Here is a 12,947-nt window from a genome sequence, read left to right on the forward strand (position 1 = left end):
GGGCACCGGCAGGAGCGACCGTCCACCCGCTCCCCTGCGAGGCCGCCGTGTACCTCTCGAAGACCGAGGCCGCCGTCCTGCCGACGATCCGGCTGGGGACGCCGGACCGGCCCGCGCCCGGCGGGCGCCGGCGGTTGTGGCCGCTGCTGGGCCCGGCCTTCGTCGCCGCCGTCGCGTACGTCGACCCCGGGAACTTCGCCACCAACTTCTCCGGTGGCGCCTCCTTCGGCTACACGCTGCTGTGGGTCATCGTCGCGGCCAACCTCATGGCGATGCTCATCCAGTCGCTGACCGCCAAGCTCGGCATGGCCACCGGCCGGGACCTGGCGACGCTGTGCCGCGAGCGGCTGCCGAAACCGCTGACCCGGGTGCTGTGGCTGCAGGCCGAGGCGGTGGCGATCGCCACCGACCTGGCCGAGATCGTCGGCGGCGCGGTCGCGCTCTACCTGCTGTTCGGGGTGCCGCTGCCGGTCGGCGGCTGCATCACCGCGGTCGTCGCGTTCGTGCTGCTGGCCGCCCAGTCGCGCGGGCACCGGCCGTTCGAGCGGGTGATCGCCGGGCTGCTGCTGGTCATCGGCGCCGGCTTCGCCTACACCCTGGTCGGCTCGGGGGTCAGCCTCGGCGGGCTGGCCGGCGGCATGGTGCCGTCCTTCGACGGGCCCGAGAGCCTGGTGCTGGCCACCGGCATCCTCGGGGCCACGGTGATGCCGCACGTCATCTACGTGCACTCGGCGCTCACGCCCGGCCGCTACGGCGACGTCGTCAGCGCCGGCCGCACCGCCCGGGGACGGCGGCGGCTGCTGCGCGCGCAGCGGCTCGACGTCCTGCTGGCCATGGGTCTGGCCGGCATCGTCAACGCCACCATGCTGGTCATCGCCGCCCAGCTGTTCACCGGGTCGGCCGACGCCGGCTCCCTGGAGCGCGTGCACGCCGGCCTCGGCGACGAGCTGGGCGCCGGCGCGGCGGCCGCCTTCGGCATCGCGCTGCTCGCCTCGGGCTTCGCGTCGTCGTCGGTGGGCACGCACGCCGGGCAGGTGGTCATGGCCGGCTTCCTGCGCCGCAGCATCCCGGTGCTGGCCCGCCGGGCGATCACCCTGGCGCCCGCGCTCGCGGTGCTCCTGCTCGGCGCCGACCCGACGCAGGCGCTGGTGTGGTCGCAGGTGGTGCTCTGCTTCGGCATCCCGTTCGCGCTGGTGCCGCTGCTGTGGCTGACCAGCCGGCGCGACCTCATGGGCGGCTGGGTCAACCGGCGGGTCACCACGCTGACCGGCTCGGTCATCGCCGCCCTGATCATCGGGCTGAACGCCTACCTGCTCGCCGGCCTCGTCCTCTAGGCGGGCTTTCGGTACGGAAAGCCCCCGCCGTCCCCGGGCTTTCGGTACCGAAAGCCCGGTCAGGGGGTGGGCGTGCGGGCCCGGTCGGCGGTGGCGCGGATCTCGTCGGCCATCGCCGGCCACAGCGCCCGCGGTAGCTCGTGCCCCATGCCGGGGTACTCGACGTACCGCGCGCCGGGCACCGCGGCCGCCGTCGCCCGCCCGCCCTCGGGCCGGATCACCACGTCGCCGTCGCCGTGGAGGACGAGCGTCGGCACGCGGACGGCGGCCAGCTCGGCCCGCAGGTCGCGGGCGGCGCGCTGCGCGGCGTTCTGGCGCTTCGCGCCGGGGCCGGTGAGCCCGGCGGCGTCACGGGGCACGGCGACCCGCAGCATCTCCAGGTGCCCGTCGCGGTCCGGCGGGTAGGCCGGCGACCCGGTGACCGCCTGCATGGCCACCATGAAGTCGGCCATCGCCTCGGGGGTCGTGGGCCGGCCCTGCTCCTTGGCCGGCCGCCGGGCGCGGCGCACCAGCCGCAGCACCGTGCGGGGCCGCATCCGGCCGATCCGCGGCGACGGCGTGGACATGATCGAGGCGAGCGAGAGGACCCGGTCGGGGTGCTCGACCGCCAGCAGCTGGGCGATCATCCCGCCGAGCGAGGCGCCGACCACGTGGGCGGCCGGCCAGCCGACGGCGTCGAGCACCGCGACGGCGTCCGCGGCCATGTCCGAGAGCGTGTACGCCGGTCTGCGGCCGGGCGGCACGTCGAGGTGGGTGGACAGCCCGACGTCGCGGTTGTCGAACCGGACGACGGTGAAGCCGCGGGCGGCGAGCTCGGCGCAGAAGCCGTCGGGCCAGCCCACCATCTGCGCGCCCAGGCCCATCACCAGGAGCAGCGGCTCGCCGCCGGGCTCGCCGAGCTCCTCGTAGGCGAGCTCCACGTCGCCGTTGGTCGCCGTCCGGATCGCCATGCCGCCTCCTCCGCTATTGGATACAGATGTACCACAAAGGGGGCACGTGCGCGAGGATGTGCCCGTGCCGAAGCGCGTGGACCACGACGAGCGGCGCCGCGTGCTCACCGAGGCCCTGCTGCGGATCGCCAGCACCCGCGGCCTCAAGGCGGTCACCATGCGCGAGGTCGCCGCCGAGGCCGGCGTCTCGCTGCGGGTGGTGCAGTACTACTTCACCGACAAGCGCACCCTCATGCTCTCGGGCCTGGCTGAGCTGGCCGCCCGGCTGGACCGGCGGGTCCGCGAGCGCGCCGCCGCCCTCGGCACCGGGCTGCCGCCGCGCACGGTCCTGGAGGTCGTGCTCACCGCGATCCTCCCGATGGACGAGCAGAGCCGGGCGGACTCGCTGGCGTGGACGGCGTACTACGCCGACGGGCTGACCGAGCCGGACCCGGTCAACGGCGTCCAGTACCCGAACGCGCTGGAGAACTGGCTCACCCGGGTGGTCACCGGCGCGCAGGAGGCCGGCGAGGTCGCCGCCGACCGCGATCCGCGCACGGAGGTGGTGGGCCTGCTGGCGATGGCGAACGGGCTCACCTCCAGCGTGCTCGGCACGCAGCGCAGCGCCGCGCAGGCCGCCGCGGTGGTCCGCTACCACCTCGACCGCCTCTTCGCGCCGACGGCGCGCTAGGCTTCGCGGCACAGGAGAACACATCCGACAGGGGAGCGCTCCGGCGCTGAGAGTGCGGTCCGCCGCAGACCCTCGAACCTGATCCGGGTAATGCCGGCGCAGGGAGTCTGGAGGAACCATGGCCGACCAGGCCGTCCGTCCGTCGTCGTCCGACGTCCGCACCACGTCCAAGCGCTGGCGCACCGTCGACATCGTCGTCACCGCCGTCCTCGGCGTCGCCTTCGGCGTCGTCTTCTGGGCCTGGGGCCTGCTGTGGGCGGCCACCGACCCGGTGTTCACCGCGTTCCCGCCGGCGCAGGCGGTGATGTACGGCGTGTGGCTGCTGCCGGCCGTGCTGGCGCCGCTGATCGTGCGCAAACCGGGCGCGGCCCTGTTCGCGGAGCTGATCGCCGCGACGGTCTCGGCGCTGCTGGGCTCCACCTGGGGCACGCTGGTGATCGTGTACGGCCTGCTCCAGGGCCTCGCCGGCGAGGCCGGGTTCGCGGTCTTCGGCTACCGCCGCTTCGGCTGGCCGCAGGCGCTGCTCGCCGGCGCGCTGACCGGCGCCACCGCCGCCGTCCTCGACCTCGTGAACTACTACCCCGACTGGACGGCCGGCTGGAAGACCACCTACGTCCTCCTGGTCGTGGCGAGCACGACGCTCATCGCCGGCGCGGGGGGCAAGGTGCTCGAGCGGGCCCTCGGCACGACCGGCGCCCTGGCGCCGTTCACCGCCGGCCGCACCAGGGTCTGAGACGGTCGGCGACGCCGCCGGGCCGGAGCCGGCCGAGCTCCGGCTGACCGGCTGGGGTTACCGGCACGCCACCCGGCACGCGTGGGCGGTCCGGCACGTCGACCTGCGGGTGGCGGCCGGCGAGCGCGTGCTGCTGACCGGTGCCTCGGGCTCGGGCAAGTCCACGCTGCTGCACGCGCTGGCCGGGCTGACGTCGGCCGACACCGGCGAGCAGGAGGGCGGGCTCACCGTCGACGGCCGACCACCGGCCGACGTCCGGCACCGGACGGCGCTCGTGCTGCAGGACCCCGACGCCCAGCTGGTGATGACCCGCGCCGGCGACGACGTCGCCTTCGGCCTCGAGAACGTCGGGACGCCGCCGGCGCGGATCTGGCCCGCGGTCGACCGGGCGCTGGCCCTCGTCGAGTTCCCCCATGGCCGCGACCGGGCCACGGCCGCGCTCTCCGGCGGGCAGAAGCAGCGGCTGGTGCTGGCCGGTGCCCTCGCCGGCCGGCCCGGCCTGCTGCTGCTCGACGAGCCGACGGCGCAGCTGGACCCCGACGGGGCCGAGGTCGTGCGGGCGGCGGTCGCCGGCGCCGTCGCGGACCGCCGCACCACGCTGGTGGTGATCGACCACGACGCCGAGCGCTGGCTGCCGCTGGTCGACCGCGTGGTGGAGCTGCTGCCCGGCGGCGGCGCCGTCGAGCACGGCGCGGGCTGGCGGCCGGCACCGCTGCGCGTGCCGGCGCGCCGCGCCACCCGCCGGGGCGACGTCCTGCTCACCGCCGAGGCGGCCGGCTACACGCACCGGGGGGCCGCGACGCCGTCGCTGCCGCCCACCGACCTCGCCCTGGCCGCGGGTCGGACCGTCGCCGTCACCGGCCCCAACGGCACCGGCAAGTCCACCCTGGCGCTGCTGCTGGCCGGACTGCGGGCGCCCACGACCGGCCGCGTCGTCGCCGCGCCGTCGCTCACCGCGGGGCTGCGCCGCCCCGACCGGCCACCGGCCCGGTGGCGGGCGGACGAGCTGGTCCGCCGCATCGGCACCGTCTTCCAGCACCCCGAGCACCAGTTCCTCACCTCGCGGGTGCGCGACGAGCTGGCCCTCGGCCCGCTGCGCGCGGGGCACGGCGACGACGCGGCGCACCGGCTGGCCGAGGAGCTGCTGGAACGCCTGGGCCTGGCCGCGCTGGCGGAGGCCAACCCGTTCACGCTGTCCGGCGGCCAGCAGCGGCGGCTCTCGGTGGCGACCGCGCTGGCGACCCGGCCGGCGGTGCTGGTGCTCGACGAACCCACCTTCGGCCAGGACCGGGACACCTGGGCCGAGCTCGCCGCGCTGCTCGCCGAGCAGCAGGACGACGGGCGGGCCCTGCTCGTGGTCAGCCACGACACCGCCCTGGTGTCCGCGCTCGCCGACGAGGTGCTCGACCTGCGGCCGACCGGCGCGGCGGTCCGCCGGTGACCGCCCCGCTGCGGCTGGGACCGGCCCGCGAGGTCCCGCTGTCGTCGATCAACCCGGTGGCCCAGCTGACGGCGATCGCCGTCCTCCTGCCGGTGCTGCTGGTGAGCGGCGACCTGCTCACCCCCCTGGTGGTGCTGGCCGCGGAGGTGGCCCTGCTCCCCGCGGCCGGGCTCACCACCCCGCGGGCCGTGCTGGCCCGCACCTGGCCGCTGCTGCTCGGAGCGGCCGGGGTCTCCTGGGTCAACGTCGTCTTCGGTGACCCCGGCCGGGAGGGCGTCTGGCTCGACGCCGCCGGGCTGGCGGTGCGGGTGCTCGCCCTGGCCCTGCCCGGGGTGCTCCTGGTGTCGGCCACCGACCCGGTGCGGCTCGCCGACGCGCTGACCGTGCACTGGCGGGTGTCGCCGCGGTTCGCCTACGGCTCGGTCGCCGCGCTGCGGCTGGTGCCGCTGCTCATGGCCGAGTGGGAGAGCATCCGGCTGGCGCGGCGGGCGCGCGGGCTGGAGCCCGGCCGCGACCCGGTGGCCTGGCTGCTGCTGATCGGGTCGACGGCGTTCGCCCTGCTGGTGGCCGCGGTGCGCCGGGGCGTGCGGCTGGCCACGGCGATGGACGCCCGCGGCTTCGACTCCGGGGTGCCGCGGAGCAACGCCCGCGGATCGGTCCTCCGGGCCCGCGACGCGGTCTTCGTCGCCGGGGCGGTCGCGGTCGGCGCGGTGGCCGTCGGGGTGAGCCTGGCCGCGGGGAGCTGGGAGCCCGTCTTCTCCTGACCGCGCCGGCGTCCGGGGCACGGCTAGCGTTCCCGGGGTGGCGAGCACCCGGTACGTCGCCCTGCTGCGAGCGGTCAACCTCGGCCGCACCCGGCGGGTGCCCATGCCGCGGCTGCGCGAGCTGCTGGCCGCGCGCGGCCACGGCGACGTCCGCACCCACCTCGCCAGCGGCAACGTCGTCCTCGACAGCCCGCTGGCGGAGGACGAGCTGGCCGCGCAGCTGTCGGCGGCGATCGAGGAGGAGTTCGGCTTCGCGGTGCCGGTCGTCGTCCGCACCGGCGCGGAGCTCGCCGACGTCGTCGCGGCCGACCCGCTGGGCGCGCTGGCCACCGATCCCGCCCGCTACTCGGTGACGTTCTTCCCGACGGAACCGGACCCCGCCCGGGTGGCGGCGGCGCCGCGGGCGGAGGGCGGGGAGCACGTCCTGCGCGGTCGCGAGCTCTACCTGTGGCTGCCCGGGGGCCTGCAGGGCTCCTCGACGGGGAGCCGGAAGTGGGACGAGCTGCTGGGCGTGGCGGGCACGAACCGGAACTGGAACACCGTGACCCGCCTGGCCGATCTCGCCCGCTGAGATCCCGGGCTGCCGGACCGGCCGGTCCGTGGTGGACTCACGCCCAGGCGGACCCGCGCCGGGAGCACGCGGTCACCCGTCCGGGGTGACACGCGTCCCATCACGTTTGGCGGCGCCCCGTGGAGCCCATACGCAGGTGTTCGGTCGCCCACCTCCAGGCGGCCTCGGCGGCAAGGGGACAGCACGTGGCGGGCAGGGCGGGGCCGATCTGGCCGTCGGCGACCCCGCCCTCGGCCTTCGACGGCCTCGTCTGGCAGCTCACCGACGTGGCCGAGCTGCCCCGCGTCCGCCAGGAGCTGCGCCGCCACGCCACGACCACGGCGCTGCGGCACGACGCCCGCAGCGAGGACCTGCGCGACCAGCTCGTGCTGGCCCTCGACGAGATGGCCAGCAACGCGCTGCGGCACGGGGGCGGCCGGCAGGTCTCCGCGGCGGTGCGGCTGACCGAGCACGCCTACCTCGTCGAGGTGACCGACGGGGCGCCCGCCTCGCCGCCGGTGCCCGCGGTCGACCGCGACCCCAGCGAGGGCGGCCTCGGGCTCTACCTGATCGCGGAGCTGGCCACCGCCCACGGCTGGTACGCCGACGGCCCGACCAAGGTCGTCTGGGCGCTGCTCCCCCGCGGCTGACGGCGGCCCCTACTCCGGGGGCACGTCCGGCGGCAGCCGCGTCGGGCCCGCCTCCGGCGGCCGCGGCCGGTCCTGCGGGTGCAGGCGGATCGCCACGAGCGCGACGTCGTCCTGCAGCCCGTCGGGGCGCAGCCGCTCGATGAGCAGGTCGCAGAGCTCGGCCAGCGGCCGGTCGGCGAGCTCGGCCACGGCGTCGCGCAGGCGCTCGATGCCGTCGTCGAGGAGCAGGTCGCGCCCCTCGACCAGGCCGTCGGTGTAGAGCAGGACGGTCGCGCCCCGGCGGAAGGTGACGACGGACTCGGTCCGCCGCGCCGTGTGGTCGACGCCGAGCATCAGCTCCGCCCGCTCGCCGGCGAGCAGGTCGATCCGCCCCTCCGGGTGCAGCAGCAGGGGCGGCGGGTGCCCGGCGTTGGACCAGCGCAGCCGGGTGAGCCCGGCGGCCCTCTCCTCCGGGGTCTGCTCCACGCGGGCGATGGCCGCGGTGGCCAGCGCGTGCATCTCCAGCCCGTGGACGGCGCGGTCGAGCTCGCCGAGCACCTGGGCCGGCGCTATCCCGTCCCGGTAGGCGATCCCGCGCAGCAGGCCGCGCAGCTGGCCCATGACCGCGGCCGCCTCGGTGTCGTGGCCCACCACGTCACCGATGACGACCACCGCCGCGCCGTCGGGCTGCAGGAACGCGTCGTACCAGTCGCCGCCGACCTGCGCGGCCTCCATCGCCGGGTGGTAGCGCACCACGATCTCGGCGTGGTCGGGCTCGGGCGGCGCGGTGAGCATGCTGCGCTGCAGCCCCTCGGCCAGCCGCCGCTGCTGCTCGTAGAGGCGGGCGTTGTCCAGCGCCAGGCCGGCGCGGTCGGCGACCTCGCGGGCGGCCGAGACGTCCTCGCCGTCGGCCGGGGCGCGGTCGGCGCCGCGGTAGATGCTCAGCGCCCCGAGGGTGCGGCCGCGCGCGGTCAGCGGCAGGGCGGTCGCCGTCGCCGGGGCGAGCGCGTCGAACAGCGGCCGCGCCTCCGGCGCGATGCCGGGCAGGATCGCCGCGGGGACGTCGGGCACGGCCACGACCCGCCCCTCCGCCAGGGCGAGGAAGATCGGGGCCTCGGGGTCGACGGCGGCCAGCCGCAGCTCCGCGTAGCGGGCGGTGGTCTCCCGGGCGGCGGGGTCGCGGTGCCAGCTGCCGACGTCGCGCATCCGGCCGTCCTCGTCGAGCAGGCTGACGATCGCCCAGTCACCGAGCACGGGGACCACCGCCTCGGCGAGCTGCTGCAGGGCGGCGCTCTCGTCCTGCCCGTCGCCGATGGCCCGCGAGAGCAGCGCGCTGACCTCGGCCACCAGCGCCAGCCGGTCGGCGCTGCGCTGGGCCCGCTCCTCGGCCGCCCGGCGCTCGGTGATGTCGTGGAAGTACACCGACAGGCCGTCGGGCCCCGGCCAGGCGCGCACCTCGTACCAGGCGTCCAGCGGGGGCGGGTAGTACGCCTCGAACACCCGCTCCTCGCCGGAGCTCATGGCACCGCGGTAGTACGTCTCGAAGTCGCTGCCGACGGCCGCCGGGAACAGCTCCCAGATCGAGCCCCCGATCAGCTCCTCGCGGGACTGCTGGAGGAGCCGCTCGGCCTCGGCGTTGACGTAGGCGAAGCGGAAGTCGCGGTCGAGCGAGAAGAAGGCGGCGGGCATGGTCTCGAGCACGCGCGCCACGCGCGCGTCGGCGTCCCGCTGCTCGGTGGTGTCGTACGCGGCACCGAGCAGGCGGACGGCGACGCCCCGGTCGTCGCCCACGGCCCGGCCGCGGGCGTCGATCCAGCGCACCTCCCCCGACGGCAGCACGACCCGGTACTCCGCCTCGTAGGTGCCGCACGTCTCGATCGCGTGCCGCAGCGCCTCGGACACCCGGGGCAGGTCGTCGGGGTGCAGCCGGGCGTTGAACGCCTCGATGCTCTCGGTGAAGGTGGCCCGGTCGTAGCCGAAGAGCTGCACCAGCCGGTCGTCCCAGATCAGCCGGCCGGTGGTGAGGTCCCAGTCGAAGCTGCCGATCTCGGCGGCGTCGATGGCCAGCTCGAACCGCAGCCGGTGCGCCTCGAACTCGCGGGCGAGCGCCGAGAGCTCGAGCTCGGTGGCGACGGAGTCGGCCATCTGGCCGGCCAGGGCGACGTCGCCGTCGGTCCACCGGCGCGGCCGGCGGTCGGCGATCACGAGCGCGCCCACCGTGTGCCCCTCGAACCCGGCCAGCGGCAGGCCGAGGAAGGCGCCGAGACCGCGCTCGGTCACGGCCGGGAGACCGGCCGTCCGCGGGTCGCGGGCGGCGTCCTCGACCACCAGGGCCTCGCCGGTGGTGGCCACCAGCGCGGCGACCGAGTCGTCGAGGGGTGCCACGCTGCCGACGACGCCCGTGGGCAACCCGGCGCCGCTGACCACGGACTCGGTGTCGCCGAGCAGCGAGATGCGCACCATGGGCGCGCCCAGCAGCCGGACCACCAGTTCCGCGAGGCGCTGCAGCGGGCGCGCTCCGGTGGCGTTCCTCTCCAGGCGGCGCACGGCGGCCAGGCGGCCGTCAGGCGAGCTCACGCCGGTTCCTCCCACCACTGGGTGCGGCCTGCTGTTGGACCGCCGCGGCGAGGCAGGGTCACTCGCCGATCTCCGACGCTCCTTTCTCTCACGGCGGACCGGTCGCGCACAACGTATGTGTCGGAACAGACAGGAGCCGGGCCGGTACTCAGCGTCCCGCCGCGTAACCCTGCATGCCCCGCGGGTTGGCCGCCGCGCGCAGGATCCCGGTCGCGGGGTCGCGGCTCACGGCGGACATGCGCCCCAGCGACCAGGCGTCGGACACCACGACGTCGTGACCGCGGCGACGCAGCTCGGCCACGACGCCGTCGCCGATGCGGGACTCCACGACCACCTCGCCGGGCGAGGTGTCCCGGGGGTAGAACGACGACGGGAAGCTCGTCGTGTGCCAGGCCGGGGCGTCGATGGCCGCCTGCAGGTCGAGGCCGCGCAGCGTGTGGGCCAGCCAGAAGCACAGCTGCCACTGCTCCTGCTGGTCGCCACCGGGCGTGCCGAACGCCAGGGTGGGGACGCCGTCGCGCAGGGCCAGGGACGGCGTCAGCGTGGTGCGCGGGCGCTTGCCCGGGGCGAGGGAGTTGGGCAGCCCCGGCTCGAGCCAGAACATCTGCGCCCGGGTGCCGAGCGCGAAGCCGAGCTCCGGGATCACCGGCGAGCTCTGCAGCCAGCCCCCCGAGGGGGTGGCGGAGACGAGGTTGCCCCAGCGGTCGACGACGTCGACGTGGCAGGTGTCGCCCCGGGTGGTGCCCAGCGGGTCGACGGTCGGTTCGCCGACGCCCGCGCCGTGGACCCGCGGGCTCGTCGGGCCGGCGGTGACGAAGGCCGGCAGCCGTGGCGGGCGCCCACCGGGGGAACCGGGCCGCAGGATGCGGCTCGCCGACTCCCCGATGAGCGCCCGCCTCTCGGCGGTGTAGGCGGGCGACAGGAGCTCGCCCACCGGCACGTCCTCCACGTCCCCGTACCAGGCTTCACGGTCGGCCATCGCCAGCTTCATCGCCTCGACGCTCGCATGCACCACCTCGGCGGTGTCCGCGTCTTCGGAGACGGAGGCGTTGCGTCCCGTGGAGCCCGCCGGCAGGGCCCCGTCCAGCATCGCCAGCGCCTGGAGCAGCGCCGGCCCCTGCGACCACGGCCCGGCCTTCGCGAGCGTCCACCCCCGCCAGTCCAGCGTGACCGGCGGCTCGTACGTCGGCTGCCACGTGGCCAGGTCGTGCGCGGTCAGAAACCCGGGATGGGGACGACCGGAGTCGTCCAGCACCGGGTACCGGCAGAACCTGTCGATCGCCTCGGCGACGAATCCCGTGTACCAGGCGGCCAGTGCCGCATCGATCTGCGCCTCCCGTGTGGGACCGCGCGCTGCGTCGAGCAGCCGGCGGTAGGTCGAGGCGAGGACCGGGTTGCGGAAGAGACTGCCGGCGACGGGAACCGCTCCGTCGGAGGTGAGCCAGGTGGCGGCCGAGGTCGGCCAGGAGGTGCGGAAGTGCTCGGAGACCGAGGCGACGGTCGCGACCACCCGCGGGTGCAGGGGGTGGCCGGTCTCGGCGTACTCGATGGCGTAGCGGAGGACGGCGTCCAGCGGCAGGGTGCCGTGGTCGCGCAGCAGGGTCAGCCAGGCGCCGACGGCGCCCGGGACCGTCGCGGCGAGGAGGCCGGTTCCGGGGACCAGCTCGAGGTCCAGCTCCCGGAAGGCGTCGATCGTCGCGGCGGCGGGGGCGACCCCCTGACCGGACAGGAGCTCGGGCTGCCCCGTATCCCCTCTGGCGAAGAGGACGGGGACCTCGCCCCCGGGCCCGTTGAGGTGGGGCTCCACGACCTGGAGGGCCAGCCCGGTGGCGACGGCCGCGTCGAACGCGTTGCCGCCCTGCTCGAGGGTGGCCATGCCGGCGGCGGTGGCCAGCCAGTGGGTGGAGGCGACCATGCCGAACGTGCCGGCGAGCTCCGGTCGGGTGGTGAACACCCGGCCACAGTAGGTGCGGCGGGGCGGCGCGACGCAGCGGGGGAAGACGCTCCGTGCGCCCCGCCCCACCCGCGGACCGTGGGGGTGCTGGGCAGCTCGCGCAGGACGACGGGGCCGTCCGCGCGCGGGGGCTGCTGGGGGGCGAGCGAGATGACGCGGGCCCGGGTGCCCCAGCTGCGGTAGGCGCCGTCCGGCCCGGCGCCCCACAGGGCGGCGCGGCGCAGCAGGCCGCGCAGGCCGGTGCGCCGGCGCGGCGCGGGCGCCGCCGCGGCGGCCGCGCGGCCGGGGTTCCAGGCGAGGTGCTCGCCGTCGCGGCCGGCGCCCCAGAGCGCGGCGCGGCGGGCCAGCCCGCGCAGCCCGCCGGGAGCCGGGGCGGCCGGGACCGGCGCGGGGGTCGCGGCGGGCCCGGGGCGCGCCGTGGCGGCGGAGGAGGAGCGCAGCGGCGGCACCGGGCGCAGCGCGACCGCGCGGGAGGACCGGTAGGCCGTGGAGCGGCGGGGGCGGTGCGGCGCACGGGGCAGCATCGCGTCGGCGCGGTCGAGCACGTCCAGCAGGCCGGCGAGCGAGGAGTCGGGATCGGGGGAGGACGGCACGGGCGACGTGGCGGCCGGAGAACGCGTCTCGCTGCTCATGCCGTCCTCCCTTCCGATCCGGTGACCGCAGCCGGGGAAGGTGCTGCGGACAGGGAGAAAAGTAGGCGGTGCGGGGCGCCATTTCGGACCATTCCCGACACACCTGGATGGCGCGTGACCGAACCGTTGTCCGGGTGGTCCCCCCAGGCCGGTGACCTGCGCTCACACCCGGTCACTTGTCGACATGGGCTGCATTTCCACGCTCGGGACCGCCATTTCCGGAGCCGGTCACCATTTCCGGCGCCGGACACGCGCGGCGTGTCGGCCGCGCCCGGCCTGGTCCGGCCGGTGGGCGGCAGCCGGACCTCGCCGTACGAGCTCGTCCCGGGCCCGCTCTTCCTGGTGGGGACGTGGGTCCGGGAGCTCGCCGGCCGGTGGACCGGCGCCCCTCCCGCGCTCGGCCCGGCCGCTCCCCTGCAGGACGAGGAGGCACGATGACCCGCCCGGTGACGTACCCGGAGATCAGCCCGGACCTCGCCACCTCGCGCCGGTTCTTCACCGCGGCGTTCGGCTGGGAACCGCAGCCGTTCGCCGCTCCCGACCACCTGGTGGCGCCGGGCGGGGAGCACGGCGGCTCGGTCGTGGTCGAACCCTTCGTGATCGCCGGCGTCGGCCGCGGCTGCTACGTCGTCGACCCCGCCGGCGTGCTTCTCGCCCTGCACGAGTACGACCCGGACGCCCGCTGACGACGGGACGGCGCGTCACCCGGCACC

12 protein-coding genes and 1 riboswitch are annotated in these 12,947 nt (G+C 76.4%); of the genes, 9 read left to right on the forward strand and 3 right to left on the reverse strand.

From position 1 onward, the window contains the following. Nucleotides 1-47 precede the first annotated feature (47 nt). Nucleotides 48-1,334 (forward strand): Nramp family divalent metal transporter, encoded by a 1,287-nt coding sequence (locus ACI78S_RS06550; protein WP_456971427.1) that lies wholly within the window; start codon nucleotides 48-50, stop codon nucleotides 1,332-1,334. A 59-nt stretch (nucleotides 1,335-1,393) separates the two neighbouring features. Here ACI78S_RS06550 and ACI78S_RS06555 read toward each other — a convergent pair whose 3' ends face one another. Further along, entirely contained in the window at nucleotides 1,394-2,284 is an 891-nt protein-coding gene (locus tag ACI78S_RS06555) for an alpha/beta fold hydrolase (protein ID WP_456971428.1), read from the reverse strand. Nucleotides 2,285-2,348: 64 nt separating this feature from the next. Between ACI78S_RS06555 and ACI78S_RS06560 the strand changes: the two genes are divergently transcribed. The 6 genes from ACI78S_RS06560 to ACI78S_RS06585 all read left to right on the forward strand — a co-directional run bounded on the left by ACI78S_RS06560 (nucleotide 2,349) and on the right by ACI78S_RS06585 (nucleotide 7,092). Then, nucleotides 2,349-2,954: a TetR/AcrR family transcriptional regulator gene (locus ACI78S_RS06560; protein ID WP_456971429.1), complete on the forward strand. Its 606-nt coding sequence runs from the start codon at nucleotides 2,349-2,351 to the stop codon at nucleotides 2,952-2,954. A gap of 19 nt (nucleotides 2,955-2,973) precedes the next feature. Then, a riboswitch (TPP riboswitch) is annotated at nucleotides 2,974-3,076 on the forward strand. Continuing rightward, nucleotides 3,073-3,687, forward strand: a complete 615-nt coding sequence (locus ACI78S_RS06565; protein ID WP_456971430.1) for an ECF transporter S component — start codon at nucleotides 3,073-3,075, stop codon at nucleotides 3,685-3,687. (Overlaps the previous riboswitch by 4 nt.) A gap of 43 nt (nucleotides 3,688-3,730) precedes the next feature. After that, entirely contained in the window at nucleotides 3,731-5,128 is a 1,398-nt protein-coding gene (locus tag ACI78S_RS06570) for an ABC transporter ATP-binding protein (RefSeq protein WP_456971694.1), read from the forward strand. After that, nucleotides 5,125-5,892, forward strand: a complete 768-nt coding sequence (locus ACI78S_RS06575) for an energy-coupling factor transporter transmembrane component T family protein (RefSeq protein ID WP_456971431.1) — start codon at nucleotides 5,125-5,127, stop codon at nucleotides 5,890-5,892. The genes ACI78S_RS06570 and ACI78S_RS06575 overlap by 4 nt, the downstream gene beginning before the upstream one ends. 37 nt (nucleotides 5,893-5,929) lie before the next feature. Then, nucleotides 5,930-6,463 carry a DUF1697 domain-containing protein gene (locus tag ACI78S_RS06580; protein ID WP_456971432.1) on the forward strand — a complete coding sequence of 178 codons (534 nt, stop codon included), beginning with the start codon at nucleotides 5,930-5,932 and terminating at the stop codon, nucleotides 6,461-6,463. 185 nt (nucleotides 6,464-6,648) lie between these two features. Continuing rightward, nucleotides 6,649-7,092 (forward strand): ATP-binding protein, encoded by a 444-nt coding sequence (locus ACI78S_RS06585; RefSeq protein ID WP_456971433.1) that lies wholly within the window; start codon nucleotides 6,649-6,651, stop codon nucleotides 7,090-7,092. 9 nt (nucleotides 7,093-7,101) lie between these two features. On the opposite strand, the gene ACI78S_RS06590 is transcribed toward ACI78S_RS06585, so the two are convergent. Beyond that, entirely contained in the window at nucleotides 7,102-9,648 is a 2,547-nt protein-coding gene (locus tag ACI78S_RS06590; protein ID WP_456971434.1) for a SpoIIE family protein phosphatase, read from the reverse strand. A gap of 148 nt (nucleotides 9,649-9,796) precedes the next feature. Next, nucleotides 9,797-11,602, reverse strand: a complete 1,806-nt coding sequence (locus tag ACI78S_RS06595; RefSeq protein ID WP_456971435.1) for a gamma-glutamyltransferase family protein — start codon at nucleotides 11,600-11,602, stop codon at nucleotides 9,797-9,799. 890 nt (nucleotides 11,603-12,492) lie between these two features. On the opposite strand from ACI78S_RS06595, the gene ACI78S_RS06600 reads away from it, so the two are divergent. Both ACI78S_RS06600 and ACI78S_RS06605 read left to right on the forward strand, forming a co-directional pair. Then, nucleotides 12,493-12,672, forward strand: a complete 180-nt coding sequence (locus ACI78S_RS06600) for a hypothetical protein (RefSeq protein ID WP_456971436.1) — start codon at nucleotides 12,493-12,495, stop codon at nucleotides 12,670-12,672. Beyond that, a complete protein-coding gene (locus ACI78S_RS06605) occupies nucleotides 12,669-12,920 on the forward strand; it encodes a VOC family protein (RefSeq protein WP_456971437.1) in 252 nt (83 codons plus the stop codon). Before ACI78S_RS06600 ends, ACI78S_RS06605 begins: the two co-directional genes overlap by 4 nt. Nucleotides 12,921-12,947: the final 27 nt, after the last annotated feature.

This window comes from Geodermatophilus sp. SYSU D00815, assembly GCF_054050035.1.